We start from the raw sequence: 25,563 nt of genomic DNA, 5'->3' as shown, positions 1-25,563 counted from the left end.
CGGTGAACAAGGAGATCATCCGATGCTGACGCTCGAGACCACCGACCTGAAAGAAGCCCGACGCTCGCGCATCGCGCAATTCAGTGGCCGCAGCGCGACGCTGAGCCTCGGCGGAAAATCCGTCACCGGTCTGGTGCGCGCGGTGCGCGAGGACAAGTCCAGCGCGGTGCCGCGTTGGCTGATCACCATCGTCGCCGACAAGCCGAAGACCAGCACCAAGCCGAACATCATCAGGGCCGAGCCGATCGAAAACCGGGCGCGCGCTTAGTCGCGATCGGGATCGTCGCTGCGACGGTCGCGGCGACTGATCGTCTCGATCGCGCAGGAACGTTTCCGAAAGTCGGTCGGCACCGGGGCCGATCATCCGCTAATGCTTCGCCACGAGGCCCGCCGGCGGCACGAAATACCAGGCGTTGTTGCCGAGCGCGAGCCTGGCCTTGGCGAGTTCGGCGCGCGACACCACGCGCAGATGCACTTCGTCCGGCCCGTCGAGAAACCGCATCGCGCGGCCCCAGGTCCACAGATAGGACAGCGGCGTATCCGGCGTCAGCCCCATCGCGCCGAACACCTGCATGGCGCGGTCGACCACCCGGGTCTGCAGCCGCGCCACCACCACCTTGATCGCCGAGACGTCGATTCGCGCCGCCGCATTGCCGGCGCGGTCCATGCGGTGCGCGGCCTGCAACACCAACAGCCTGGCCTGGTCGATCTCCAACCGGGAGTCGGCGATCCAGTCCTGCAGATTGCCGAACTCGGCGAGATGCTTGCCGAATGCCTTGCGCTCCAGCGCGCGCTCGCACATCAATTCGAGCGCGAGCTCGCATTGCCCGATGCTGCGCATGCAATGATGCACCCGGCCGGGGCCGAGCCGGTCCTGCGCCAGCTTGAAACCCTTGCCCTCGGCGCCGAGCAGATTGGCCACCGGCACCCGGACGTCGCGAAACAGCAATTCGCAATGCCCCTCCGGCGAATGGTAGTGCATGATCGGGATGTTGCGCACGATGCTAAGCCCCGGGGCGTCCATCGGCACCAGCACCATCGAATGCCGCTCGGTCGACCCCGGTTCGAGATCCTCGCCGGTGACGCCCATCACGATCGCCACTTTGCAGTTCGGATGCAGCGCCCCGGTGATGAACCATTTGCGGCCGTTGATGACGTAGTGATCGCCGTCGCGTCGGATCGTGGTGCGGATGTTGCGGGCGTCGGAGGAGGCGGCGTCCGGCTCGCTCATCGCAAAGCAGGAGCGGATTTCGCCGAGCAACAGCGGCTCCAGCCATTGCGCGCGTTGCGCGGGCGTGGCGAACAGCTGCAGCAACTCCATGTTGCCGGTGTCCGGCGCGCTGCAGTTGAACACTTCCGGGGCCCAGTGATTGCGCCCCATGATCTCGGCGAGCGGCGCGTAGTCCAGATTGCTGAGCCGCTGCCCGGGATCGTCGGGGCGAAGCCCCGGCAGAAACAGATTCCACAAATCTTCGGAGAACGCCCGCGACTTCAGCCGCTCGATCAGTTGCAGCGGATAGCGCCCGGCGGCGATCTCGCGGTGCCAGGCGTGGTTGGCCGGCTCGACATGGAAACGCATGAAATCGGCAAGCTGCGCCCGCAGCCGTTCGACCTTGTCGCTGAACTCGAAATCCATCCCGCGGTATCCGTTCCGATCAGGCGAGGGGCCGGCCGATCAGTTGCGCTTCAAGCCGAGGATGTATTGCACGATTTCGTCGGTGTCGCTCGACTCGATGATGAAATTCGGCATCGACGGATGGTTGGAGCGCAGAAACACCTTCAGCGACAGCGCGGTGGTCGAGGGCAGCGCGGCGATGGCGCGAAAACTCGGCGCGTCGTTGCGTCCGCGGCGCATCGCATGAGCGTCGATCGCATGGCATTCGCCGCACCAGGCGGCGGCGAGCCGCTGGCCCTTGCCGGCGTCCGGCAACGCTTTGCCGGAGGCCTGCGGCATCCGCGGCAGCAGCAGCGCGACCGCGATCATGATCGCGGTCACGCTCACACGCCCCCATGCCGCGCCCGACATCGGCGTCACATCAGGGCAGCGCCGGCGCCGGCACTGCGTCGCGATGGGCATCCTGCTCCAGCGCGTCGAGCGTGACGGCGTTGCCGCAATACGCCTCGTAGTGCTCTTTCAACGTGCCGTCGGCGATGTCGTGGTCGCATTCGCTCTTGTGTTTGCACAGCGCGCAGACCCGCTCCAGGTCGCGCATCACCAGCGGCTGGGCGCGGGCGATGGCGGCTTCGTCGATCCCGAGCGCCTTCAACAGATACGGCAGCTCTTCGATCTTGTGCGGTCCCTGGCGGACCAACTCGTCGAGATCGGAGGACGTCACCCCGAGGTCGTGCGCGATGCGGCCGAATTCGGCGGCGTCGAATTGGCACATCTCGGTGATTTCCTGGCGGTGCTTGAGCCAGTCGCCGAACATCTCGATCAGCTTGTCGACGAATGGATATGGCTTGGTATGGGCAGGCATAGCGCCCTCCGGCGTTGGCTGATTGATGCCGGTATCATGACCCATCGCAGCGGGTGCCACATTGCGATAGATCAAGCGCCGCACCGCCGATAACGCTGTGATTTCAGCTATTTACCGCCCTCCGGAATACCCCTGAGGCGGCGCTGGCGAGGGTTAGCGGCGCTGCCCGCTGCTTCGGATCACGCTGGCGCGCGCCGGCTCCGGCAGCCGCGCCGGCGGCGCGGTTCGGGTCTCGCGGCTGATCGCATGCGTCGCCTTCAACTCTTCGAGGAAGATCGGCCGCGAGAAGTAGTAGCCCTGCGCGTAGCGGATCCGCGTCGCCGCCTGCAGGTAGGCGAGTTCCTCGAAGGTTTCGAGGCCTTCGGCGATCACCGTCATGCCGAGCGCCTCGCTCAACGATTCGATCGCCTTGAGGATACCCTGGCTGCGCGGCCGCTTGTGGATGTCGGTGATGAACGAGCGGTCGATCTTGATCTCGTCGGCGGTGATATCGGCCAGCGCCGACAGCGAGGAGTAGCCGATGCCGAAATCGTCGATCGAGATGCCGACGCCGAGCCGGCGCAGCATCGGCAGGATCTCGGTCTGGAAGTGCGATTTCGCCACAAAGGCGTCTTCGGTGACTTCGACGATGAAGCGCTCCGGGCAGCCGGTCGCTTCCAGCGCCTCGCTGAACGAGCGCATGAAGGTCGGATTGCCGGCCTGCTTGGCGGCGACGTTGATGCTGATGCTGACGCCGGCGCCGAAGGTGTCGTTGATCAGGTCGATCGACTTCATGATTTCGGACAGCACCAGGTGGGTGAGTTCGTCGATCAGCCCGAGTTCGACGGCGAGGTCGACGAAGGTGCCCGGCGCCTGGATCACGCCGTTATCGTCGCGCAGCCGGACTAGCGCCTCGATGCCCTTGACCTCGCGGCTGCGGATGTCGACCTTGGGCTGGAACGCGCAGCAGAACCGCTTGTCGAGAATCGCCAGCCGCAGCGCCTGCTCGACCTTCGTCCGCGCTAAGGCCTCGCGCTCCATCGCGACGTCGAACATCGCGGCGCCGCCCTTGGTGGCGTTCTTGATCTGATACATCGCGATGTCGGCGTTCTGCCGCAGCGTCTCGAAGCTGCGGCCGTGTTCGGGATACAGGCTGATGCCGATCGAGGCCGAGGCGAAGATTTCCGAGCCGTCGATGTAGAACGGCGCACGCAGCCGCTGCTGCAGGAATTCGATGTCGTCGATGACTTCGCTCTGGCTCTGCACCGGAGTGAGCAGCATCAGGAATTCGTCGCCGCTGATCCGCGACAGCGTGTCGGAGGCGCGCAGCTGCAGCCCGAGCCGCTTGGCGACCCCGATCAACAGCGCGTCGCCGACGGCGTGGCCGTAATAGTCGTTGATGTGCTTGAAATTGTCGATGTCGAGGAACGCCAGCGCGAAGCCCGCGTCGGGATCGTTCTGCAGCAGCGCGTTGGCGCGGGTCTCGATCACGCCGCGGATCGGCAGGCCGGTGAGCTCGTCGAAATAAGCCCGCTGGAACAGCGCCTGCTCGACCTGCTTCTGGTCGGTGATGTCGACCGAGCTCGACAGCAGCAGGCCGGCGCCGGCGATGTCGAGCCGCCGATGCGCGGTGCGGAAAATCCGCAAGCCGTAGCCGTCGCCGATGTTCTCTTCGCATACTAGGCTTTCGCCGCTGTTCAGCAGGTCGATCGCCAGGCTGCGGCGCTGCTCGAGCGCGTCGGTCGGCAGCGCGGCGGATGGCGACCACGCGCGCAATTGTGCGGCGGAGAGGCCGAATTGCGCCGCGGCGGCGTCGTTCGCCAGCAGGAAGCGGCCTTGCGCATCCTGCAGCGTGACGGCGGCGGGTAGGGCCTGCATGATGTCCCGCAGCGCCGCCAGTTCAGCGCCGGGCGCGGCATCGCCGCCGTACCACGCCTGGCGACGAGCCACTTCGTCTGCGACGTCGGTGGGAGCGGACAACAGCATGCTAGGAGACCGCGCTTGACATGGTGCGGCAGCCTCGCATGCTCTGTTGTAATCTTAGTTAAGTCGCCGCGCCGAACGTCGGCAGACGGCGCCCGCGTCGTATTTGGCGTTGCGCAGTCCCGGAATGTCATTAACAGAGTCTCAACGGCGACGCAGAATGCCGTCGCGCTGCAGGGGGAGAGACGGATGGGACGGTTGGACGGCAAGGTTGCGGTGATTACCGGCGCGACCAGCGGCATCGGGTTGCGCACCGCGGAGGTTTTCGTCGCCGAAGGTGCCAAGGTGGTGATCGCCGGGCGCCGCGTCGCCGAAGGCCAGGCGCTTGCCGCGCAACTCGGCGCGGCCTGCCGGTTCCGCCAGACCGACGTCACCGACGAGGATCAGATGCGGGCGCTGATCGATGAGGCGGTGACCCGGTTCGGCCGGCTCGACTGTCTGTTCAACAATGCCGGCGGCCCGGCGCAGACCGGCGGCATCGAAGGCCTCGAAGTGGCGCGGTTCGATGCGGCGATGGCCACGCTGCTGCGCAGCGTGATGCTCGGCATGAAGCACGCCGCTCCGGTGATGCGCCGGCAAGGCTCCGGCAGCATCATCAACAACGGCTCGATCGCCGGAAGTCTGGCCGGCTTTTCGTCGTCGCTGGTCTATGGCGCGGCGAAGGCCGCGGTGATCCATCTCACCAAATGCGTGGCGATGGAGCTCGGCGAGGCCGGCATCCGGGTCAACAGCATTTCGCCGGGCGCGATCGCCACCGGGATCTTCGGCAAGGCGCTTGGGTTGTCGGTGGAGGCGGCGGAACAGACCGCTTCGACGATGCGCGAGGTCTACAAGACCGCGCAGCCGATCCCGCGCGCCGGCGTGCCCGAGGACATCGCCTACGCCGCGGTGTTTCTCGCTAGCGACGAATCCGGCTTCATCAACGGCCATGATCTGGTGATCGACGGCGCCATCACCGGCGGACGCAATTGGAGCGCCCAGCAGCAGGGCCTCGCGGCGCTGAAGCAGGCGTTCGACAAAGCGGCGGGGTAGCCAGGAGCGGTCGCGCATTCCGCGCGGCGCGCAGCGAGCGAGCGATGAACCCGCGGCTTGAACTGAAAGTACGGGCACTTGCGATCATGCTCACCGGCGGCCTGCTCGGCGGCCTGGTGTTCGTGATCTCGCGCGGCCACACCACGTCCGGCGAGCTGCGCGCCGGGATCGCCTATGGGCTGTTGATCAGCAGCGCCATCGGGGTGTTCGAGCTGTTCGTCGCCAACGGCGTGCTGCGGGAGCAGCTGGGACGGCTGCCGTTCACCCTCAACGTGCTGGTGCGCAGCGCGATCTACGCGGCGATCATCATCCCGATCCAGTACTACGAGTTGGGCGCGGTGCTGGCTGGCCTGCCGGTGGACGACGACCGCGCGTCGTTCTGGAGTGCGACGATCTACTCCGGGCTGTTCTCGATCGCGATGAACCTGCTGCTGGCGATCACCAACCTGATCGGCACCCGCGCCTTGTCCAATTTCATCACCGGGCGCTATCATTCGCCGGTCGCGGAAAACCGTTTCATCCTGTTCGTCGATATCGCCGGCTCCACCGGGCTTGCCGAGCGGCTCGGCGGCATCGCCATCCATCGGCTGCTCGATCGCACCTTCCGGCTGCTGACGCAGGCGGTGGCCGATCATCGCGGCGAGGTGTTGAACTACGTCGGCGACGAGGTGATCGTGACCTGGCCGGAGCGGGCCGGCGCCATCGATTGCCGGCCGCTGCGCTGTTTTCTGGCGATGCGAGAGCGGCTGGCGCGCGCCGCGCCGCAATTCGCGCGCGAGTTCGGCGCCGCGCCGCAGATCCGCGGCAGCTTGCATTTCGGCACCGTGATCGTCGGCGAGATCGGCGACATCAAGCGCGCCATCGTGTTCAACGGCGACGTGATGAACATTGCGTCGCGGCTGGAGCAATCCAGCCGCGACATCGCCGGCGGCTTTCTGGCGTCGCGCGCAGCCTTGCAGCGGTTCGATGCGCCGCCGCCGGTCGAGCTGCGCGACCTCGGCCTGCTGCCGATCCGCGGCCGCGCCGACGGCATCGACGTGCTCGGGCTGGCGGAGCCGGCGGAGTGAGGCGTCAGAGCGCGGGCGGGCGGCGCGCGCGCCGGCATGTTCGGTTGCCGGACTGATAGCTTGCGACAAGAGTGAGACCCGTTGTGTGGACCCCCACCCCCGACCCCTCCCCGCAAGGGGGAGGGGCGATGCGCGGCGGCCTCGCGGTTTGCTGGAAGCGTTGTCCCTGCAGGATGCGCTGAATGGCAACGTCCGAGGATGTGCGTCACGCCTCATGTGTATCACGCCTCACGTGCGTCACGCCGCTTTGGGGTGGTGCGTCGCCACAGCTCTGCTCCCCTCCCCCTTGCGGGGAGGGGTCGGGGGTGGGGGTCCCCAGACGGCAGGCTCGATCATTCTGATCAATCCGCGGCTGTGCCAGCAGCGCCAACCGGTCAGACAAACTAGAGCATTTTCGGTTAGGATTGAATCGTCCGACCAAAATGTCGTCGTCATTCCGGATTGCGAGTTCGAAGAACGAGCAAGTCCGGAATCCCTACTCCCTGCGGGGGCTATGGATTCCGGGCTCACTCGCAGCTGACGCTGCTCGTGCCCCGGAATGACGGCCCGGGACTCTTGAACCGCATCAATCCTAACCGAAAATGCTCTAATCGCGCCGCGGCGTCAGCGTCAGCTTGAGGCCGTCCTTGGGTTTCGGGATCGGCCACATCTGCCACTCCGGCGCGTAGCCGGGCGCCAACGAAACCTCGAGGTTCTGCACGAAATGCCGGGTGAAGCACTTCGCCTGCATGTAGGCGAAGTGCAGCCCGAGGCACATATGCGCGCCGCCGCCGAACGGCACGAAGGCGAAGCGATGCCGCGCCTTCTGCGCCTCCTCGGTGAAGCGCAGCGGATCGAACTTTTCCGGCTCCGGCCAGATCTGCGGCATATGGTGGCTGAACAGCGGATTGACCGCGACCAACGTGCCGGCCGGGATCGCAAAGCCCTGGAAGCTGAAATCCCGCACCGCGCGGCGCGGGATCGACGGCACCGGCGGCTTCAGCCGCATCGCCTCCTTGAACGCCATCTCGGTCAGCGGCATCGCATCGAGCTTGTCGAACGGCAGCGTCTGTCCGTCAGGCACGTCGAGCGCGGCCACCTCGTCGCGCAGCTTGCGCTGCCATTCGGGATTGGCGGCGAGCAGTGCGACGAACGAGGTCAGCGACGAGGTCAGGGTGTCGTGCGCCGCCATCATCAAAAAACTCATATGGTCGATGATGTCCTGGGTCGACAGCAGCGCGCCGTCCTCGTGGGTCGCCTGGCACAGTTGCGAGAACAGGTCGTCGCCGCCCTTGGCGCGGCGGATCGGGATCTGCTCGGAGAAATACCCCACGATGCGCCGCCGGCCGCGCACGCCCTTCGCCATCGCGGTGCCCGGCCACGGCCTGCGGATCGGCGCCACCGCGGCCGCCACCATGTCGACGAAGGCGCGGGTGATGTCGTCGACTTCCGGCCCGATTTCGGCGCCGAGGAACGAGGTGGCGGCGAGGTCGAGCGTCAATTGCTTCATCGCCGGATAGAACAGCATCTCGCCGGGCTCATTGCGCCACTGCGCCACCCGCGTGGCGATACCGGCGTCGAGCGCCGCGAGATAGGATTGCATCGGCCCGGCCTTGAACGCCACCGACAGCGCGCGGCGATGCAGCCGGTGCTCGTCGAAATCCAGCATCATCAACCCGCGCGGAAATAACAGGCCGAGGATCGGCCCCCAGCCGTGCGTCGAGGAGAAATTCTTGGCCTGGTCGAACAGCACCAGCTCGTTGGCTTCCGGGCCGAGCAGCGTAATGCTGGTCTCGCCGAGCACCCGGCTGCGATAGGCAAGGCCATAGGTCGCGGCCATCCGCTCGACCTCGCCCTTGGGGTCGGCCAGCACCTGCAAGGTGCGGCCGATGATCGGCCAGCCCTCGTCGCCGGGAATGTGATTGAGCGCACCGCGCTTCGGCGGCGCCAGCGAAGGACGGCCGGAGCCGTCTGCGATCTGGAGCGACATGGCGGGATCCTTGGCGTTTCCTGGGTCGGCGGTTTGCTGTGCCCGGTCGTTGCCGCGGGATCGCCGCGGCTGCCGCGCTTGTCCCGGAGCGTGTCGCTTTGTGCCGGCGTTGGCAAGACCGCGGCGGCACTGATTGGCAGTCGCAGCCGGCCGCCGGTTACCGCGACGCGCTGCCGCAGCGCGGCATCTTGAGCGCCGATCGTCCGATCACCACCTGTGGAGTGCAGCGCGGAGGATCAACATCCCGCGAGCTGCAGGAGAGGACGATGAGCTATTTCAAGACCGCAATTCTGCTGGCCGGGCTGACCGCGCTGTTCATGGGCGTCGGCTATCTGATCGGCGGGGCCTCGGGCGCCGCGATCGCGCTCGTGGTCGCCGCGGCCACCAACATCTTCGCCTATTGGAACTCGGACAAGATGGTGCTGTCGATGTACGGCGCCCAACAGGTCGACGCGCGCAACGCGCCGGATCTGCTGCGGCTGGTCGCCGACCTCGCCAGCAACGCGCAATTGCCGATGCCGCGGGTGTTCATCATGGACAATCCGCAGCCGAATGCGTTTGCGACAGGGCGCAATCCGGAGAACGCCGCAGTCGCGGTGACCACCGGCCTGATGCAGCAGTTGTCCCGCGAAGAACTCGCCGGCGTGATCGCCCATGAACTCGCGCATGTGAAGAACCACGACACCCTGCTGATGACCGTCACCGCGACCATCGCCGGCGCAATCTCGATGCTGGCGCAGTTCGGCATGTTCTTCGGCGGCAACCGCGACAACAACAATGGCGGGCTCGGCATCATCGGCTCGATCGTGATGATGATCGTGGCGCCGTTGGCCGCGATGCTGGTGCAGATGGCGATCAGCCGCAGCCGCGAATACGCCGCCGACGATCTCGGCGCGCGGATCTGCGGCGAGCCGCGCTGGCTGGCTTCGGCGCTGGCCAAGATCGACAACGCCGCGCATCAGGTGCCGAACTACGAGGCCGAACGGGCGCCCGCCACCGCGCATATGTTCATCATCAACCCGCTCACCGGCCAGGGCATGGACAATCTGTTCGCCACCCACCCCTCGACCGAAAACCGCATCGCCGCGCTGACGCGGCTTGCCGGCGAACTCGCGCCGCGCGGACCGGCGCGCGCCGCCACCGCCGCGCCGCGCGGGCCGTGGAGCGGCCAGCCGCGTAGCCGCGGGCCGTGGGGTTAGTCCGCCTAGGGGGGTGCTCCGCGCGTTGTCCGCAGGGTTAATGAGAGAGCGATCGCCGCTCGGCGTTGTGTCGTTCAATAGGCACGAGGCGGTGCCCCATCGCTCCCTCCCCCTTGCGGGGAGGGGTCGGGGGTGGGGGTCCCCGAGTGCGGCGCCGATGACCATCACGCAGCGCGGGTGACGATGATAGTCTGCCGGTCGCTAAGTCGCGGTCATGGCAAGACCTGTTCACGTCCTCTTATTCAGCACGCGTTGACCCCCACCCCCGACCCCTCCCCGCAAGGGGGAGGGGAGGCCGCGCGGCGACGCGGCCTTAGGTAGCAAATGCACCAAGCCGCGCGAATGCAGCGGCGGTATTATTGCACCTCAAGCGCCGGATCAATATTAGAGGTCCGATATTTACTGAAAAGAAGAAATTATCTACGCGCCAGGCTTCTTGCCGCTACGGTCGCCTGGGTAGCTTGTCTCATGCCAGTTGTACTCTTCGCCGCCGTCAATGACGAAGGCGGTGGCGTTAGGCAGGCCTCTCATCAGGAAGCTGTCGGTATGGCGCGCGCCCGTGGGGTCGTCGTATTCAAGGATGCCGTAGAGCACCAGATTGGTGGCGCGAGCACCTTGGAAGTGATCCCCAACGGGGGCATCGCAAACCCGAATGAATCGGAAGTCTTTGGCAGCAGAGCCGGGCCAAATAATCTCATAGGTTGGTTCGGTTGTAGCCATTGTGCTCTTGAGCGGGAATTCCGGGCTGTTCAGGAGACCAATGGAGATGGAGTGCAAAATAGCCGGCAGCTTACCGTGGTTCCAAAGTTGGTACTGGATGCCAGGTGGAGCCTTGTAGCTGGCGGTTTGGCGGAGCAGAGTGGTTTCCGTGATTTTGATGTACAGGTACGGCCGCTCAAGGCGCCTGAAGGCTTCCTCGGCAACTACGGCGGAACTGTTAGCCGCCTTAGCGGCGACGATCGCGGCCCTAGTCGAGTTTCGAGCGTAAAGGACCGTGAGAGCGAGCCCGAGAACCGTAGCAACGGAAAGGGCGATTTGCCATCTGCTGTAGGAAAGCGTGACGTCAGCAGCATCGGCTACTCTGATTTGTTGGCAAAGGTCTGCTTCATCGTGGGACTTTGGGGTCTTGCAATTTGGCTCATCCCACGCGGTCTCGACACTATTTTCCCGCTCGATTTGGATAGGGTTGGCGATAGTTACAGAAACCGGATTGCTGGTCTCGCTCCGCTCCTTGCGGGCATAATTTGCGTCGGAATCGTTATCGCGGTCATCCTGTTGGGGTGTTGAGGGGAGTGCCAGCAAGAGGGCTAGACATCCTCCAATCGCAATGATGAGCAACCGACTGCTGTAAGACATGGATCAGAAACGCCGCTGTAAACCCGCCGCGGCTGATCTTAATAGCGATATTCCGTTCTGTCTCTGGAATCCCGATGGCAGTTAGTCGCTCTGCAAGTGCTCGGTATGCGACGCTATGGCGCACCAGGTTTCGCGGCGGCGGAAGGGGTATTGGCAGCGTGCGAACTAGCCTGACCAGAAACCAAACATGCGGTTACTATTTCCTGCTGTTGAGTTGTGATGTCGAGGCTTATCAATGCGCAGTCCTGCAGCGGACGAAGTATAGTGTTTTCTATAGTGCAAAGAGGCTTGATCTTCCCATCAAACCTCTTTTTCAGCATATCGCGCGGGCAGAGTTCGTAGAACTCATTTAGACAAACCCAAGTTGATTTTTTGAAATAGCACGACTTTGGCGGAAGGTAGAAGTTATGGAATCTGTCTTTCTCTTGACATCCGTAAGTCGTGCCGCGCCCGTTTTGCTGCGACGTCGTTTTAGCGACTACTGAAATCGACCCGACTGTGCCAAGGACAAGAAATAGTTTTTCTCCTGTCTCGCCATCATGAAATGCGAACTCTTCGTCAAAGAATACCGACCCGGGATTCACATTAGCTTCTCCAGCAGTTCGGCGCGGTCCCTGGCGATCTTCATCATTTGCTCTCGCTCATCGAGTCGGAGCGCTAGTTCGTAAGGAATTTCCTGCTGTTTCTTCCCATCCTTGTTATAGATCTGATCCCAAGGAAGATTTTCGAGATGTGTTGCCTCGATCATGCTATCGGCATCTGCGTCCCGATACTCGGCGGCGAGGTGTTCCAGAATGGCGATTTCACGCTTCGTGAAATGCCGGTCTGAGAACGGTATCTTCGGATTGACGACAAGCATCCAACCGTCGCTAATATCTCGCTTCCCCAACTCAAGGGCTTCAGTCATATCGTCTTTTGGCTGCACGATCTCATTATGAAGGCTCACGGGAACCGGCCCCATTGGCCAAGCGAAATAAGTCAGCCCCGTCACATTTCGACCGGTCTGTTTGAAATGTTCAAAGTCCAAAAAGTATAGAAGTTTGAATAGCTTGACCTTGCCAAGCTTTTTTGTGTTCCGGGCAAAATAGTTGATCGCATGAATCAACTTTTCGCGCTCGTGCGTGACAAGCATTCACCGATCCCCATTCTGTTGGGAGCGACTCTATCAGAGTTCGCGCGGAAATAGAATCCAGCGAGTGTCAACAATTTTATTGACCGGCTTGGAGTCGGGCAAATGGTACAGATGCGGTTACGGGTTAGGCGGGGAGCGCCCATTTGGCGGTAGCCCTATCGCCTATTTTGGCAACAGCCATTTCGCTTGCTCGCCAGATACGTCAGGTTTGCTCGAACCCGCCTTGCCAGCGCCGGCAGCGCCTCAGCCCGTATCCCTTGGTCTCGACAATCGCCGCCGCGATCTCTTGATTTGACAGCGGTCGCCCCTCGGTCCGCCTCAAGGCGTCCAGAATGAGCCGGTTAAGTTGCCCACCGCAGCGTTCTTCCCGGTAGCGAATGCCTTCTTTCATCTTGAGGACTTCCCCCGCCAGCGTGGCGCGTCGATCCTCCAAGGCGTGGATAGCGTAGCGATTTGCGTTCTCGGTCATGCCGACAAGCTCGCAAAATCAGGCCGAAACGGCCATATTCCAGTTGGTGCATTTGCCAACTAGGGCCGCGGCGACGTATACTCCTGCTGATCGTCAGCGCCTGTGGGTGTCAATGCCGAGTGTCGCGTCGCCGCCTGTCAGCGGCAACCTTCACGCCCCCACGCTATCCCCCAAATAATCGATCGCGGCCTCGGTGCCGTGGCCGTGCGGGATTTGCAGCGCGCGCAGTCCCATCTCGATCACGCCGAGCGTGCCGAGGATCATCGGCGCGTTGACGTGGCCCATATGGGCGATCCGGAAGGCGCGGCCGGCGAGGTCGCCGATTCCAGTGCCGAGCACCACGCCGCATTTCTGCTTGCAATAGCGCGCCAGCGCCAACGGATCGGCGCCGTCGATCAGCACCGTGGTGACGGTGTCGGAGCGCTGTTCCGGCGCCGCGATGTTGAAACTGAGCGCGCCGCCCATCGCCCAGCCGGCGACCGCGCGGCGCACCGCCTCGCCGAGCAGCTTGTGGCGCAGGAACGACCCCTCCAGCGTCTCCTCGAACAGCATGTCGATCGCCTGGCGCAGCGCGAACAACAGATGCACCGGCGCGGTGCCGGCATATTTCATGTAGTGCTCGGGGCCTTCGCGCAGCGTCCAGTCCCAATAGGGCGAGCGCAATCCGGCGCTCTGGTGCATCGCGCGGGCGCGCGGCCCGGCGGCGACGAACGACAGCCCGGGCGGCGTCATCAGCCCCTTCTGCGAACTCGCCATCGCGAGGTCGACGCCCCAGCCGTCCATCTGGAACGGCATGCAGCCCAACGAGGCCACCGCATCGACCATGAACAGCGCGGGATGCCCGGCGGCCTTGATGGCGGCGCCGAGCGCTGCGATGTCGTTGACCACACCGGAGGCGGTGTCGATCTGTACCACCACGATGGCCTTGATCTGATGCGCACTGTCCTGTCGCAGCCTGGCTTCGAGTTCGTCCGGCCGGACCGCGCGGCGCCAGTCGCCCTTGAGGATTTCCACCTCGATGCCCATGCCCGACGCGGTGGTGCCCCATCCCAGCGCGAAGCGGCCGCTCTCCAAGACCAGGATCTTGTCGCCGCGCGACAGCACGTTGCTGAGTGCTGCTTCCCAGGCGCCGTGGCCGTTGGCGATGTAGATGTAGCAGTGACCTTGGGTGGCAAACAATCGGCCGAGATCGCGCAGGATGCCGTCGGTGAGCTCGACCATGGCGTCGGAATAAATGTCGAGCGCCGGGCGATGCATCGCCTGCAGCACCGCGTCGGGCATCGTGGTGGGGCCGGGAATCGCCAGAAATTCCCGTCCGGCGCGTACGACCATGGTGTTTGTCCTTGGGCTGAGAGCGGTGGTGACTAAGAGCGATGGCGCGACTCGCGGGCGAGCCGGCGGTGCCCGATGGATGCCGCGCCAGCCGGACGAATTCAAGCAAATCCGGCGCTCTCGCCGAGCCTGGCGGTCAAAGATGTTTGACCGGAGATGGTCGAAGCGGCACAGCCGGCGGGCCGAGCGGAGGCGATGGCGGCGATGTGTGCCCGGCGGTCGAATTGCAGGGCGCGGTGTGCTGCGGACGCGGTGGCCATAAGAGGCAAGTCTGTATCAAGCGGTGGAAGATTCTCAACGAGAACAGGACCCCGCCTCAATGCTCCCCTCCCCCTTGCGGGGAGGGGAGTACCGCCTCGTTGCGGTGATGCTTCAGGGCGACCGGGTAGTTCAGCGCAGGCTCGCTGCGCAAGAGATGTGTTGCCGTCCCCGCGGATGCTGAGCGCGGCCCTCCCCCTTGCGGGGAGGGGTCGGGGGCGGGGGTCTCCGGTGACTGAGGCCGGCTTAATGCCTGACCCTGCTACGATAGCGGCCGGCGGTTCACGCCGCCGCGCCTTACCGCCTGGTCTCGCGGCATCCCGCGGCTTCGGCCTCTTCGACCGAACAGAACCAGCGGGTGCCCTTGCTGACGTGCATCTGGATCTTGGCGTACCAGCGGCTTTGCGGGCGATGATAGATGCAATGCCCGGAGCGGTTGACGTTGCCCTTGATGGTGCACTCCGGCGACGGCGCCACCGGGCCCGACGCCGAGGCCAGCAGGATGGCGTTGGCGGTCGGCGGCGGCTTGACGGCGCCGAGGATGGTGGTGGCCTTGTTGCGCACCCGCCAATCCCACGGCGCGATGAAGGCGCCGGCCCACAACCCGGCCTTGGCGTCGCGCGCCACCTTCTGGTCGGCGTCGTAGTCGTGCGAGATCTTCGCATAGGCCAGCGCCCAGCCGCTCTGCACCAGCCATTTCTGGATGTCCTCGCCTTCGACCTCGCAGCGCCCCACCGAACGGCCGAAGCGGTCGGTGCGCTGGATGTGGCAGCTCCACGACTTGCTGCCGGCGTGGCGCACCAGCTCGTCGCGCGCCGCCACGCCGCAACTCCAGCGCTCGCCCTTCGGGTTGAGGCAGAGCTGATCCAGCGAGGGGGCGTCGATGCCGCCGAGCCGGATGCGGCTGCTGCCGATGGTCACCTGATCGCCTTCGCGGATCTTCGGCACGCCGCTGACGTCGGCGGCCTCGGCCAACACCGGCGACAGCAGCAGCGCGATCGCCAACCCAAATCTCGTCACCATCTCGGCTCACCGTCATTTCAACGCGAGCATCACCACGATCTCGGATTGTGGTGGGAGTTGGGCCGCAGCACCAGCATTGATTTCTGGAGGCAATTCAATTCCCCGGGACTCGTTGCTAATTAGCAGCGGATCGCGGCGTCGTCGCACGGCGCGCCAGCGCCAGCCCCATCAGCGCGAAGGCCGACGTCACTTCGGGCCCGCCGACCAGAATGCGGGTCGGGGTCTTCATCTTATTCCACTCATAGGCCTTGAACGGCGCGCCGCGCGGCCCCTCGCCGAGCGCGTTGAGGATGCAATGGAGCGGCGCCTTGAAGCTGTCCGGCTCGGCGCCGAGATGGCCGAGCGCGATCAGCGCGAGAGCGGCGTCGAACGGATTGATCTCGTGGGTGATCAGCTGCTGCTGCACATAACCCAGCACGGCGTCGCGCATCTCGGCGAACGCGTCGTCGGGATCGATGGCGCGCTGGGCCGACTCCGGCAGCGCCCGCAGCGCGGCGGTGCAGCGGCCGAAATAGGCGCAATACAGTTCAGGCAGATAGTAGATATGCGATTTCTGATCGGTGAATTGGCCGCTGGCGATCAGCCTGCGATGAAAGCCGATGAGCCGCTGCACGGTGTCGAGCCGCGCCGGGGTTTCGATCACCCGCCAGCGCGCGCAATTGCGCAACGTCACCTCGAGCACGTCGAGATTGAGCGTGGGATCGAGATCGTTGCCGAACGGCCGCTCGCCGGACAGGCTGTCGATCCAGGTGACGATGCCGCCGTCGTAATCGATGTGGTCGTTCAGCGGCATGGTGATCGTGGGCGCGCGGCCGCCGTCGCGGATCTGCAGGCCGGCGAACACGTCGATCAGCGGTTGGCGCAGCATCGGGTCGTCGCAGCCGGCCTGGGTCGCGACCGAGACCGCGCTGGCGGTGGTGTCGCAATCCGGCACATAGACGTCGAAGCCGAGCCGCTGTTTGATCTGCCAGAACAACCGGCTGAACCGCGGATGCGGCAGCGGCGCCAGCGCGGTGACGACGTCGACGGTGCCGCCGTCGGGGCCGCGCACGGTCTCGCGGCTGGTATCGAGACAGAACGCGATCATCGCATCGACGGCGTGGCGCGCTGCCGCGCTCTCCTCGGGCGTGGCGAGGCCGCAGCCGAGAAAGCCGAGCAGCGCTTCGCTGAAGAACGCGTCGTAATAAGCCGAGCGATGTCGGATCTGCACCGGCTGCCACATCGGCTCGGCGATCCCGATCCATGGCGGATTGATCAGCCGACCGACCGCGGAGCGGGCGATGAACGCCCGCGCCAGATTGAACATCAGCGTCGAGTTCTTGTAGCCGCGGGCGTTCAGTCCGTTCAGCGCCATCAGCAGTTCGCGACCGCCGCAGTCCGGATCGCCGATCAGGTTGAAGGCGGCGTAGGTCGGAATGAATCCGTTGCGCTCGAACGAGCCCAACAGGTGATTGCCGCAGGCGCGGATCGCGGCGTCGACATCGGCGGGCCGCGGCAGATGCAGCGGCGGGGTCACCCGCTTCGGCTTCGGGTGAGCGAGTTGGATAGTGTCGACGAGATCGGCGACCGGCCGGCCGATTGCGGCCCAGTCCGGCGCGTCCTCGTCGCAGGCCGCGGTCAGCGCGTCGCGCAGCGCGCGAAACCGCACCGGGTCGCGCAATTCCGGCAGTCCGGCGCGGCGCAGCAGCAGGCGCAGCGCGGGATTATTGAGCGCGGTCTGGTAGAATTTCGCCAGATGGGAGTTGCCACAGCTTTGCCGCAAGAATACCGGATCGCAAACATCGTACAGCGAGGGGCCGTCCTTGGCGGCGGTCAGCGCGCGATAGAAGGCGCCGGCCATATAGTGAAGATCCATCGGCGAACTTTCCAAGCGGTATTATCTTCAGGCTCTGCCAAACCACCCCATCGGGGCATCCAAGCAGTATCCGCAAGTCGTTGAGAAATCGCACCAAACTCGGGGAAATACAATTCCGCCAGAGGTCGGGGATGTGGCTGAAGAACTCCTGCGGGCCTGGTTGCCGTGTTGATCGTATAGTTGCGCGGCGGCGAAGCAAAACCACAATGTAACCAGCCACGAAACGCTGGCATTGAGGACAACCGGTTGCTGGGTTGCTGGAAAAGCCGCCGCTCGGTAATGCTGCAGCGCCGCAAATTCAGCGTAATCGCCCGGCAATGCCTGCCTGTTCCAGCAAACCTCTTTCGATCTGCCGCGACATACTTTCGTGCGTCAAGGATGACCAAATGAATTTCGGGCTGTTTCGAATTTCCCGCCGTTCGATGACCACCGCCGCCGCTCTGGTCGGTCTGGTGTCGTTGGGGCTGGGCGCCCATGCCGCGCTGAACAAGCGCGCGCTCGATGTGCCGCCGCCGCCGGCGGCCGACCAACCGGCCGATGCCAAGGGCAACGCTTCGCGGCTCGCGCTGGTGATCGGCAACGGCCATTATCCGGACGCCGGCGCACCATTGGCGCAGCCGATCAATGATGCGCGCGCGCTGACCGCCGCGCTGCGCCGCGACGGCTTCGATGTCGACGTGGTGGAAGACGCTACGCGCAACGACATGGACCGCGCGATCGCGCGGCTGAAGGCGCGGATCACGCCGGAGTCGGTGGTGATGCTGTATTTCGGCGGCTTCGCCATTCAGGCCGGCCGCGAGAGCTACATGGTCCCGGTCGACGCCACGATCTGGAAGGAGGCCGACGTGCGCCGCAACGGCGTCAGCGTCGAATCCGTGCTGACGGCGATGCAAGCGCAGGGCGCCCGCGCCAAGCTTGCGGTGATCGATGCGTCGCGACGTAATCCCTATGAGCGCCGCTTTCGCGGTTACTCGCACGGCTTGGCGCCGATCGATGTGCCGGACAATGCGCTGGTGCTGTCGGCGGCGACGCCCGGCAAGGTCGCCGACGATTCTAACGCCGCGAACAGCGTGCTGATGGCCGAGTTGCTCACCGCGCTGGCCTCGCCGGTCGCCGCCGAAGCCGCCTTCCTCACCACCAAGACCGCGGTGGTGCGCGCCTCCGAGGGCACGCAGGTGCCGGCGCTGTCGTCGTCGCTGCACAGCGACGTCGCGTTCGGCCGCGTCGGGGCGTCTGCCGAAAAGCCCGGCGAATAGCCGACACCTCTATTTCGCCTTCGCGTCCGTTGCGGTCACCGGCCTGACCGGATCGCCTTCGCGCAGCAGCGCGCCGGCCCGCGCCACCACGACGTCGCCCTCGGCAAGCCCTTCGCGAATCTCGATCTGTCCGCCGGACATTAGCCCGGTCTCCACCCGCCGGGTTTCGACCAGCTGCCGCCGCACCACCTGAACCACGGTGCCGGCGCTGCCATACAGCACCGCGGTCAGCGGCACCGAGACGCCGCAGCTTTCGCCGGTCGTGATCATCGCCCGTCCGGACGAATTCGCCAGCAGTCGCTTGCTGGCGTTGACGGTGATGTACACTTGGCCGAGCTGGCTAGGGGGATCGACCGTCGCCGACACCCGTCGGACCTTGCCGGTCAATTCGTCGGCGCCGACGATCTTGATCGTGGCGGTCTGATTGATGGCGAGCTTCGACAGATCGCGCACCGGCACTTGGCCGACCAGATCGAACTTGTTGCGGGCGATGATGCTGAACAGCGGCTCGCCCTTGGCTGAGGCCACCGCGCCGATCACCGCCGACGAAGCGCTCACCACCCCGGCGATCGGCGCCTGCACCAGCGTGGTGCCGCCCTCGGGGAGGTTGAGTCTGGCCAGCGGCTGCCCGGCGGTCACTGTCTCGCCGGGATCGACCGAGATCTCGGCGACCTTCAAACCCGGGCGATCCGGCCGCACCGAGACTTCCTCGCGCGGCAGCAGCAGCCCGAACACCTCGACAATCGCGAAAAAGCAGGCCTTGCCGGCATTGACCACCGTGACGGTGGCGCCTTTGAAGTCCGGCGCCTCGGCCGCGAGACCGGGCGGTGCGATCAGAGCCAACGTCGCGGTGACGATGGCGATCAGGCCCGCATGACGCCGCCGCCGCGCCGCGCGGGCTTCTGCGTGAACCGTGCGCCAAGCCTGGTTCGGGTCTGAACGCGTCATCGGATGTTCCGTATTCCACTGGGTCGGTGTTTCCCGACTCTATTGAAGCTGCGTCAGCGCGCCAAGAGCGCTGTTTCGATGCCGCAGGCCAGGCGCACCGAGCGCCGGCCGCAACGCCAGCGTTATAACCAAAACGATATAGCCAGGTATTCTCGCGGAATCCGTTCGCCGACTTTGCCGCGCGACCGACTTCGTACCAAGAGGTGAGAAATCTCCTGCGAAAATGACATCGCGGTCGAAACGCCGCGGCGTCGCGCACGAAAAACTCTGCAAATTCGCTGATTTTCGCGGTTTTCGTCGGCCGCGCGCGGCTGGCACGGGCCCTGCAATACCAATGCTGAGCTCGCAGCGTTCGCCCGAGCCCGCATCGCGCTGTGAGGCGAACGACGACTATCCATCTGATCAACCCCGGAGGGTTTCAAAGTGACACGCAAGATTGCGATCTACGGCAAGGGCGGCATTGGCAAATCGACCACCACCCAGAACACCGCGGCGGCGCTGGCGCATTTCCACGACAAGCACGTCTTCATCCATGGCTGCGACCCGAAGGCCGATTCCACGCGTTTGATCCTCGGCGGCCTGCCGCAAGCGACCGTGATGGACACGCTGCGCGTCGAGGGCGCCGAGAAGGTGACGCTCGATAAGGTGGTGAAGACCGGCTTCAAGGACATCCGCTGCGTCGAGTCCGGCGGTCCGGAGCCCGGCGTCGGCTGCGCCGGCCGCGGCGTCATCACCGCCATCGACCTGATGGAAGAGAACGAAGCCTACACCGAAGACCTCGATTTCGTGTTCTTCGACGTGCTCGGCGACGTGGTGTGCGGCGGCTTCGCGATGCCGATCCGCGACGGCAAGGCGCAGGAAGTCTACATCGTCGCCTCCGGCGAAATGATGGCGATCTACGCCGCCAACAACATCTGCAAGGGTCTCACCAAATACGCCAAGCAGAGCGGCGTCCGGCTTGGCGGCATCATCTGCAACAGCCGCAACGTCGATGGCGAAAAGGAATTTTTGGCCGAATTTACCAAGGCGATCGGCAGCAAGATGATCCATTTCGTGCCGCGCGACAACATCGTGCAGAAGGCCGAATTCAACAAGAAGACGGTCACCGAATTCCAGCCCGACGCCAACCAGGCGCATGAATACAAGGAGCTCGGCCGCAAGATCATCGAGAACACCGATTTCGTGATCCCGAAGCCGATGGCGATGGACGAACTCGAAGCCATGGTCGTGAAATACGGCCTGATGGACTGAGCCCCCACGCGCGCCGGTCGCCCCGGCGCGCGGTCCCCCAACCCTTTCATGGAGCGAGGCCCATGCCCTATCATGAGTTCGAAGTCAGCAAATGCATCCCCGAGCGCAAGCAGCACGCGGTCGTCAAGGGCCCGGGGGAGGATCTGACCTCCTGCCTGCCGAAGGGATATCTCAACACCATCCCTGGCTCGATCTCCGAACGCGGCTGCGCCTATTGCGGCGCCAAGCACGTCATCGGCACGCCGATGAAGGACGTGATCCATCTCAGTCACGGCCCGGTCGGCTGCACCTACGACACCTGGCAGACCAAACGCTATATCAGCGATAATAACGACTATCAGCTGAAATACACCTTCGCTTCCGACGTGAAGGAGAAGCACATCGTATTCGGCGCCGAGAAGCTGTTGAAGCAGAACATCCTCGAGGCGTTCAAAGCGTTTCCGACTATGAAGCGCATGACCATCTACCAGACCTGCGCCACCGCCTTGATCGGCGACGACGTCAACGCCATCGCCGCCGAGGTGATGGAGGAACTGCCCGACGTCGATATCTTCGTCTGCAACTCGCCGGGTTTCGCAGGCCCCAGCCAATCCGGCGGCCATCACAAGATCAACATCGCTTGGCTGAACCAAAAGGTCGGCACCGTCGAGCCGAAGATCACCGGCGACTACGTCATCAATTACGTCGGCGAGTACAACATCCAAGGTGACCAGGAAGTCATGATCGACTTCTTCAAGCGTATGGGCATCCAGGTGCTGTCGACCTTCACCGGCAACGGCTCCTACGACGATCTGCGCAGCATGCACGGCGCCCATCTCAACGTGCTGGAATGCGCCCGCTCGGCCGAATACATCTGCGACGAATTGCGGATGCGCTACGGCATTCCGCGGCTCGACATCGACGGCTTCGGCCACAAGGCGCTCGGCGACAGCTTGCGCAAGGTCGGCCTGTTCTTCGGGATCGAAGACCGCGCCGAGGCGATCATCGCCGAGGAGACCGCCAAATGGGGTCCCGAACTCGCCTGGTACAAGGAGCGCCTGCAAGGCAAGAAGGTGTGCCTGTGGCCGGGCGGCTCCAAGCTCTGGCACTGGGCCCATGCCATCCAGGAAGAAATGGGCGTCCAGGTGGTCTCGGTCTACACCAAGTTCGGCCATCAGGGCGACATGGAAAAGGGCGTCTCGCGTTGCGGCGAAGGCGCGCTGGCGATCGATGACCCCAACGAACTCGAAAATCAGGAAGCGCTGAAGACCCTGAAGCCGGACGTGATCTTCACCGGCAAGCGGCCGGGCGAAGTCGCCAAGAAGATGCGGGTGCCCTATCTCAACGCCCATGCTTACCACAACGGCCCCTACAAGGGCTGGGAGGGCTGGGTGCGCTTTGCCCGCGACATCTACAATGCGATCTATTCGCCGATGCATCAGCTGTCGGCGATCGACATCTCCAAGGACGACTACGCGACCGACAAGGGCTTCACCACCCGGCGCATGCTGTCCGATGCCAATCTCTCCGACGAGTCAAAGGCGTCGCCGATGACCGGCTATTCCGGCAAGTTCGACCCGATCGCCGCCATCCGCGCCAAGACCGCCGCCGACTATCCGGTGTTTCCGCGTCGTAGCGTCACCGAAGCCGCCGAGTAGGGAGGACCCCATGGCCAAGATCAAGAAACAGAAAGACGTCGCGCGCGCCAATTACCCCAAGCTCTACGACCACGATCCGCTCGCGGACATGGACGCAGAGACCAGGGCGAAGGTGTCGGAGCTGGAGAACTACATCATGAAGAACTGCCTGTGGCAGTTCAACTCCCGCGGCTGGGACCGGCGCAAGCAGAGCGCCGGCGTGCTCGGCAAGACCGCCCAGATCCTGGTTGGCGAGGAGGTGGATAATCCGACCCCGCTCGACAAGTGCTACTGGGTCGACGCGGTGTTGCTGGCCCGCAACTTCACCGAGCGCTGCGCCTGGCTCTCCGACATGGGCAAGGACGAGATCCGAGCCCTGATCGCCAAGCTGCACGCCCGCATCGATTGGCTCACCATCGACGGCTCGCTCAATGAAGAGCTGACGGTCCAGAACTACTGAGGAGATTCCTATGAATTGCCAAGTCAAAGTCAAGGACCGCGTCGGCACCATCAACCCGATCTTCACCTGCCAGCCGGCCGGCGCTCAGTTCGCCTCGATCGGCATCAAGGACTGCATCGGCATCGTGCATGGCGGTCAGGGCTGCGTGATGTTCGTCCGGCTTTTGATCTCCCAGCACCTCAAGGAGAGCTTCGAGATCGCCTCGTCCTCAGTGCACGAGGACGGCGCGGTGTTCGGCGCGCTCGACCGGGTCGAGACCGCGGTCGACGTGCTGTTGATGCGCTATCCGCATGTCAAGGTGGTGCCGATCATCACCACCTGCTCGACCGAAGTGATCGGCGACGACGTCGATGGCCTGATCACTAAGCTGGAGGAGGGCCTGCTCGCCGAGAAATATGCCGACCGCGAAGTGCATCTGCTGGCCATCCATTCGCCGAGCTTCGTCGGCTCGATGGTGTCGGGCTATGACGTCGCGGTGCGCGACTTCGTCAAGAAGTTCGCCAAGAAGGGTGAACCGTCGGGCAGGATCAACCTGTTGACCGGCTGGGTGAACCCGGGCGACGTCAAGGAGCTCAAACACCTGGTCTCCGAACTCGGCATCGAGGCCAACGTGCTGTTCGAGATCGAGAGCTTCGACAGCCCGCTGATGCCCGACGGCGCCGGCATCTCGCATGGCAACACCACCGTCGCCGACCTCGAAGCCACCGGCTCGGCGATCCACACCTTCGCGCTGAACCGCTACGAGGGCGGCAAGGCGGCGCAACTTCTGGAAAAGAAGTTCAAAATCCCCTCGACCATCGGCCCGACCCCGATCGGCATCCGCAACACCGACGCGCTGTTGAAGAAGCTCTCGCAGGTCACCGGCAAGCCGATCCCTGCGAGCCTGGTCAAGGAACGCGGCATCGCGCTCGACGCCATCTCTGACGTCGCGCACATGTTCCTCGCCGATAAGAAGGTGGCGATCTACGGCAATGCGGATCTGGTGATCGGATTGGCGGAATTCTGCCTCGACCTGGAGATGAAGCCGCAGCTGTTGCTGCTCGGCGACGACAATGCCGGCTATGTCAACGATCCCCGCATCAAGGCGCTGCAGGAGAACGTCGATTATCCGATGGAGATCATCACCAACGCCGACTTCTGGGAGCTGGAAAACCGGATCAAGAATGAGGGACTCGAGCTCGATCTGATCCTCGGTCACTCCAAGGGCCGCTTCATCTCGATCGACTACAATATCCCGATGGTGCGGGTGGGCTTCCCGACCTACGACCGCGCCGGGCTCTATCGTCACCCGGTCGTCGGCTATGGCGGCGCCACTTGGCTCGCCGAACAGATGGCCAATGCGCTGTTCACCGACATGGAGCACAAGAAGAACAAGGAATGGCTGCTGAACGTGTGGTGATGTCATGGGCGGTTGTTCCTCATCCTGCGGCGGAGCCTCCGCGCTCCGCCGCGCCCCGGCCCCCGACGGCAAGCTGCGGATCGCAGCCTTCGTCGATGCCGCGGGCGACCTGATCAGCTTCTTCGAGCCGGGCTTCGTTCGGGTCTATGAGCGGGCCGACGGACAATGGACCAGCATCAGCGAAACGCCGCTGGCGCTGCAACGCGATCTCGGCCTCGCGCACCTGAAGAGCCAATTGAAAGGCGCGCTAGCCGATCTCGAGCACTGCGGCATCTTCATCGGCCAGCGATTGCGCGGCATCCACAACGTGCTGCTCGAGGACATGGGCTTCCACAATTGGGAAGGCGAGGGGCCGGTGCTGGCCAAGCTCGACGCCGTGGCGGAGCGCGAGGCGGAAGCCGCTCGGAAGGCCGCGGCGGCCTGCGGTCCTTGCGCGCTCGCCGAGGTAACGGCGCCGATCGACGCCGCGCCGGTCAAGGTCGGCGACGCTCACTTCCGGCTTCACCTCACCGCGGTGCTGAAGAGCCACCCAGAGTTGAATTCGCGTCAGCTGCTGATCCCGTTCCTCAACGCCGGCGGCTTCGAGAGGCTCGACATCGTCTGCGATCATCAGCCGCGCTGGCTAGCGCAGGAGCTGGACCGCCTGCAGCTCGCCGCCGTCGCAGAACCGCTGCTGCAGGGTCGGCGCGAATTCACCATCAGCATCGGCCGGCGTGGTGAGAGCGGTGGCCGCGGCGAGCAACTCAAAGGATGATGACATGCTGGCTTTTGGCGAAAAATCGCATCATCTCTACTTCGTCTATGGCGCCGACATGAACAGCACGCAGATCGCGCTGCGCTGTTACAACCCGATGGCGGTCGCGGTGGCGAGGCTGCCGAACTATCGCATCGGCTTCTACGGCCAATCCAGCAAATGGGGCGGCGGCGAGGAGACCTTTGTCGAAGCCAGCGGCGAAGATCTCTGGGGCGTGGTGTATCGGCTGTCGTTCTACGACGGCGAGCGGTTGGACCGCTGCCACGACGTCCGGCTCGACGGCAACGGCGCCTATTTTCTCTGGCCGTCCGAGGTGACCGACGGCGAGGGGACGAGCTATCCGGTCCTCCTATATAAGAGGGCGCTGCTCGGCATCCAGGAGCCGCCGACCGACGCCTATCTCGCGCACATCGTCAGCGGTGCAATCTGCAATGGGCTGCCGGCCGATTACGTCGAGCAATTGCGGGCCATCCCGACGATCCCGTCCGAAGCCGGCATGCCGTTGAACGACCCGGTGCAGCGGGAGATCAGCTTCGGCGCAGCTTGCGGGAGCTGCGGCTGATTCGCTGCGGTTGATGACGCGCGTGCCGTCTCACTGAGTTCTTGCGGCGAGGCAGCGTTCGACAAAGGCTGTAAATCGCCCGATCAGTTAACCGCGGCCGAAATGCAGAGCTGCATTCGCTCAAAGCATGGCGTCGTATCGACGTCATGTTGCCGTCATCGGCTCAGCGCCGTCCGTTCTGACGAC

General features: G+C 64.4%; 25 protein-coding genes. 11 read left to right on the top strand and 14 right to left on the bottom strand.

Annotated elements, in window-relative coordinates; genetic code table 11:
- Positions 1-22 precede the first annotated feature (22 nt).
- A complete protein-coding gene (locus tag RPC_RS23570; protein WP_011475099.1) occupies positions 23-268 on the top strand; it encodes a hypothetical protein in 246 nt (81 codons plus the stop codon).
- Between the two features lie 99 nt (positions 269-367).
- On the opposite strand, the gene RPC_RS23565 is transcribed toward RPC_RS23570, so the two are convergent.
- The 4 genes from RPC_RS23565 to RPC_RS23550 form a co-directional block, all read right to left on the bottom strand.
- A complete protein-coding gene (locus tag RPC_RS23565) occupies positions 368-1,636 on the bottom strand; it encodes an acyl-CoA dehydrogenase family protein (RefSeq protein ID WP_011475098.1) in 1,269 nt (422 codons plus the stop codon).
- Between the two features lie 39 nt (positions 1,637-1,675).
- Positions 1,676-1,996, bottom strand: a complete 321-nt coding sequence (locus tag RPC_RS23560; protein WP_415914770.1) for a cytochrome c — start codon at positions 1,994-1,996, stop codon at positions 1,676-1,678.
- 40 nt (positions 1,997-2,036) lie between these two features.
- Entirely contained in the window at positions 2,037-2,477 is a 441-nt protein-coding gene (locus RPC_RS23555) for a hypothetical protein (protein WP_011475096.1), read from the bottom strand.
- Positions 2,478-2,630: 153 nt separating this feature from the next.
- Positions 2,631-4,442, bottom strand: coding sequence for a putative bifunctional diguanylate cyclase/phosphodiesterase (locus tag RPC_RS23550; RefSeq protein ID WP_011475095.1), 1,812 nt, complete (start codon positions 4,440-4,442; stop codon positions 2,631-2,633).
- A gap of 186 nt (positions 4,443-4,628) precedes the next feature.
- On the opposite strand from RPC_RS23550, the gene RPC_RS23545 reads away from it, so the two are divergent.
- Together RPC_RS23545 and RPC_RS23540 are read left to right on the top strand one after the other, a co-directional pair.
- Positions 4,629-5,471 (top strand): SDR family NAD(P)-dependent oxidoreductase, encoded by an 843-nt coding sequence (locus RPC_RS23545; RefSeq protein WP_011475094.1) that lies wholly within the window; start codon positions 4,629-4,631, stop codon positions 5,469-5,471.
- 44 nt (positions 5,472-5,515) lie between these two features.
- A complete protein-coding gene (locus RPC_RS23540; RefSeq protein WP_011475093.1) occupies positions 5,516-6,538 on the top strand; it encodes an adenylate/guanylate cyclase domain-containing protein in 1,023 nt (340 codons plus the stop codon).
- A 586-nt stretch (positions 6,539-7,124) separates the two neighbouring features.
- Here RPC_RS23540 and RPC_RS23535 read toward each other — a convergent pair.
- Positions 7,125-8,507, bottom strand: a complete 1,383-nt coding sequence (locus tag RPC_RS23535; protein WP_011475092.1) for a cytochrome P450 — start codon at positions 8,505-8,507, stop codon at positions 7,125-7,127.
- A 266-nt stretch (positions 8,508-8,773) separates the two neighbouring features.
- On the opposite strand from RPC_RS23535, the gene htpX reads away from it, so the two are divergent.
- Positions 8,774-9,706, top strand: coding sequence for a zinc metalloprotease HtpX (gene htpX, locus RPC_RS23530; protein ID WP_011475091.1), 933 nt, complete (start codon positions 8,774-8,776; stop codon positions 9,704-9,706).
- Between the two features lie 420 nt (positions 9,707-10,126).
- On the opposite strand, the gene RPC_RS23525 is transcribed toward htpX, so the two are convergent.
- The 8 genes from RPC_RS23525 to RPC_RS23500 all read right to left on the bottom strand — a co-directional run bounded on the left by RPC_RS23525 (position 10,127) and on the right by RPC_RS23500 (position 17,131).
- Positions 10,127-11,008, bottom strand: a complete 882-nt coding sequence (locus RPC_RS23525) for a hypothetical protein (protein ID WP_080507378.1) — start codon at positions 11,006-11,008, stop codon at positions 10,127-10,129.
- Entirely contained in the window at positions 10,974-11,186 is a 213-nt protein-coding gene (locus tag RPC_RS26960; RefSeq protein ID WP_415914769.1) for a DUF6471 domain-containing protein, read from the bottom strand. Before RPC_RS26960 ends, RPC_RS23525 begins: the two co-directional genes overlap by 35 nt.
- Positions 11,176-11,646, bottom strand: a complete 471-nt coding sequence (locus RPC_RS25745) for a hypothetical protein (RefSeq protein ID WP_208855627.1) — start codon at positions 11,644-11,646, stop codon at positions 11,176-11,178. Before RPC_RS25745 ends, RPC_RS26960 begins: the two co-directional genes overlap by 11 nt.
- Positions 11,643-12,194, bottom strand: a complete 552-nt coding sequence (locus RPC_RS23520) for a Panacea domain-containing protein (protein WP_011475089.1) — start codon at positions 12,192-12,194, stop codon at positions 11,643-11,645. Before RPC_RS23520 ends, RPC_RS25745 begins: the two co-directional genes overlap by 4 nt.
- A gap of 202 nt (positions 12,195-12,396) precedes the next feature.
- Positions 12,397-12,663, bottom strand: coding sequence for a hypothetical protein (locus tag RPC_RS23515; RefSeq protein WP_041802229.1), 267 nt, complete (start codon positions 12,661-12,663; stop codon positions 12,397-12,399).
- A gap of 150 nt (positions 12,664-12,813) precedes the next feature.
- Positions 12,814-13,995, bottom strand: coding sequence for a pyridoxal-phosphate-dependent aminotransferase family protein (locus RPC_RS23510; protein ID WP_011475088.1), 1,182 nt, complete (start codon positions 13,993-13,995; stop codon positions 12,814-12,816).
- A gap of 555 nt (positions 13,996-14,550) precedes the next feature.
- Positions 14,551-15,276, bottom strand: a complete 726-nt coding sequence (locus RPC_RS23505) for a thermonuclease family protein (protein WP_011475087.1) — start codon at positions 15,274-15,276, stop codon at positions 14,551-14,553.
- Between the two features lie 115 nt (positions 15,277-15,391).
- The gene (locus RPC_RS23500; RefSeq protein WP_011475086.1) at positions 15,392-17,131 is read right to left on the bottom strand and encodes a hypothetical protein; all 1,740 of its coding nucleotides are present in this window, start codon (positions 17,129-17,131) and stop codon (positions 15,392-15,394) included.
- A gap of 386 nt (positions 17,132-17,517) precedes the next feature.
- On the opposite strand from RPC_RS23500, the gene RPC_RS23495 reads away from it, so the two are divergent.
- Positions 17,518-18,387 (top strand): caspase family protein, encoded by an 870-nt coding sequence (locus RPC_RS23495; RefSeq protein ID WP_011475085.1) that lies wholly within the window; start codon positions 17,518-17,520, stop codon positions 18,385-18,387.
- Between the two features lie 9 nt (positions 18,388-18,396).
- Here the strand turns inward: RPC_RS23495 and RPC_RS23490 are convergent, their stop codons facing one another.
- On the bottom strand, positions 18,397-19,335 hold the full coding sequence (locus RPC_RS23490; protein ID WP_011475084.1) for an efflux RND transporter periplasmic adaptor subunit: 939 nt from the start codon (positions 19,333-19,335) through the stop codon (positions 18,397-18,399).
- Positions 19,336-19,758: 423 nt separating this feature from the next.
- Here RPC_RS23490 and nifH point away from each other — a divergent pair, with 423 nt between their 5' ends.
- The 6 genes from nifH (at position 19,759) to RPC_RS23460 (ending at position 25,377) form a co-directional block, all read left to right on the top strand.
- Complete coding sequence (gene nifH, locus RPC_RS23485) at positions 19,759-20,586, top strand: nitrogenase iron protein (protein ID WP_011475083.1); 828 nt, start codon at positions 19,759-19,761, stop codon at positions 20,584-20,586.
- A gap of 62 nt (positions 20,587-20,648) precedes the next feature.
- Entirely contained in the window at positions 20,649-22,223 is a 1,575-nt protein-coding gene (gene anfD, locus RPC_RS23480) for a nitrogenase iron-iron protein, alpha chain (RefSeq protein WP_011475082.1), read from the top strand.
- Positions 22,224-22,233: 10 nt separating this feature from the next.
- Complete coding sequence (gene anfG / locus RPC_RS23475; RefSeq protein ID WP_011475081.1) at positions 22,234-22,662, top strand: Fe-only nitrogenase subunit delta; 429 nt, start codon at positions 22,234-22,236, stop codon at positions 22,660-22,662.
- 10 nt (positions 22,663-22,672) lie between these two features.
- Positions 22,673-24,061 (top strand): Fe-only nitrogenase subunit beta, encoded by a 1,389-nt coding sequence (gene anfK, locus RPC_RS23470; protein ID WP_011475080.1) that lies wholly within the window; start codon positions 22,673-22,675, stop codon positions 24,059-24,061.
- A 4-nt stretch (positions 24,062-24,065) separates the two neighbouring features.
- The gene (gene anfO, locus RPC_RS23465) at positions 24,066-24,815 is read left to right on the top strand and encodes a Fe-only nitrogenase accessory protein AnfO (RefSeq protein WP_011475079.1); all 750 of its coding nucleotides are present in this window, start codon (positions 24,066-24,068) and stop codon (positions 24,813-24,815) included.
- A gap of 4 nt (positions 24,816-24,819) precedes the next feature.
- Positions 24,820-25,377: a gamma-glutamylcyclotransferase family protein gene (locus RPC_RS23460; RefSeq protein ID WP_011475078.1), complete on the top strand. Its 558-nt coding sequence runs from the start codon at positions 24,820-24,822 to the stop codon at positions 25,375-25,377.
- The last annotated feature ends 186 nt before the right edge of the window (positions 25,378-25,563 follow it).

Source organism: Rhodopseudomonas palustris BisB18, assembly GCF_000013745.1.
GTDB classification, from domain to species: domain Bacteria; phylum Pseudomonadota; class Alphaproteobacteria; order Rhizobiales; family Xanthobacteraceae; genus Rhodopseudomonas_A; species Rhodopseudomonas_A palustris_F.
Note: the sequence above shows the minus strand (reverse complement) of the source record. Positions and strands in the feature narration are given on the sequence as shown.

What these genes read in the sequence shown, in the direction of transcription:
- RPC_RS23570 (WP_011475099.1), top strand. Translation starts at nt 23, where the DNA reads ATGCTGACGCTCGAGACCACCGACCTGAAAGAAGCCCGACGCTCGCGC.
- RPC_RS23565 (WP_011475098.1), bottom strand. Translation starts at nt 1,636, where the DNA reads ATGGATTTCGAGTTCAGCGACAAGGTCGAACGGCTGCGGGCGCAGCTT.
- RPC_RS23555 (WP_011475096.1), bottom strand. Translation starts at nt 2,477, where the DNA reads ATGCCTGCCCATACCAAGCCATATCCATTCGTCGACAAGCTGATCGAG.
- RPC_RS23550 (WP_011475095.1), bottom strand. Translation starts at nt 4,442, where the DNA reads ATGCTGTTGTCCGCTCCCACCGACGTCGCAGACGAAGTGGCTCGTCGC.
- RPC_RS23545 (WP_011475094.1), top strand. Translation starts at nt 4,629, where the DNA reads ATGGGACGGTTGGACGGCAAGGTTGCGGTGATTACCGGCGCGACCAGC.
- RPC_RS23540 (WP_011475093.1), top strand. Translation starts at nt 5,516, where the DNA reads ATGAACCCGCGGCTTGAACTGAAAGTACGGGCACTTGCGATCATGCTC.
- RPC_RS23535 (WP_011475092.1), bottom strand. Translation starts at nt 8,507, where the DNA reads ATGTCGCTCCAGATCGCAGACGGCTCCGGCCGTCCTTCGCTGGCGCCG.
- htpX (WP_011475091.1), top strand. Translation starts at nt 8,774, where the DNA reads ATGAGCTATTTCAAGACCGCAATTCTGCTGGCCGGGCTGACCGCGCTG.
- RPC_RS23520 (WP_011475089.1), bottom strand. Translation starts at nt 12,194, where the DNA reads ATGCTTGTCACGCACGAGCGCGAAAAGTTGATTCATGCGATCAACTAT.
- RPC_RS23515 (WP_041802229.1), bottom strand. Translation starts at nt 12,663, where the DNA reads ATGACCGAGAACGCAAATCGCTACGCTATCCACGCCTTGGAGGATCGA.
- RPC_RS23510 (WP_011475088.1), bottom strand. Translation starts at nt 13,995, where the DNA reads ATGGTCGTACGCGCCGGACGGGAATTTCTGGCGATTCCCGGCCCCACC.
- RPC_RS23505 (WP_011475087.1), bottom strand. Translation starts at nt 15,276, where the DNA reads ATGGTGACGAGATTTGGGTTGGCGATCGCGCTGCTGCTGTCGCCGGTG.
- RPC_RS23500 (WP_011475086.1), bottom strand. Translation starts at nt 17,131, where the DNA reads ATGGATCTTCACTATATGGCCGGCGCCTTCTATCGCGCGCTGACCGCC.
- RPC_RS23495 (WP_011475085.1), top strand. Translation starts at nt 17,518, where the DNA reads ATGAATTTCGGGCTGTTTCGAATTTCCCGCCGTTCGATGACCACCGCC.
- RPC_RS23490 (WP_011475084.1), bottom strand. Translation starts at nt 19,335, where the DNA reads ATGACGCGTTCAGACCCGAACCAGGCTTGGCGCACGGTTCACGCAGAA.
- anfD (WP_011475082.1), top strand. Translation starts at nt 20,649, where the DNA reads ATGCCCTATCATGAGTTCGAAGTCAGCAAATGCATCCCCGAGCGCAAG.
- anfG (WP_011475081.1), top strand. Translation starts at nt 22,234, where the DNA reads ATGGCCAAGATCAAGAAACAGAAAGACGTCGCGCGCGCCAATTACCCC.
- anfK (WP_011475080.1), top strand. Translation starts at nt 22,673, where the DNA reads ATGAATTGCCAAGTCAAAGTCAAGGACCGCGTCGGCACCATCAACCCG.
- anfO (WP_011475079.1), top strand. Translation starts at nt 24,066, where the DNA reads ATGGGCGGTTGTTCCTCATCCTGCGGCGGAGCCTCCGCGCTCCGCCGC.
- RPC_RS23460 (WP_011475078.1), top strand. Translation starts at nt 24,820, where the DNA reads ATGCTGGCTTTTGGCGAAAAATCGCATCATCTCTACTTCGTCTATGGC.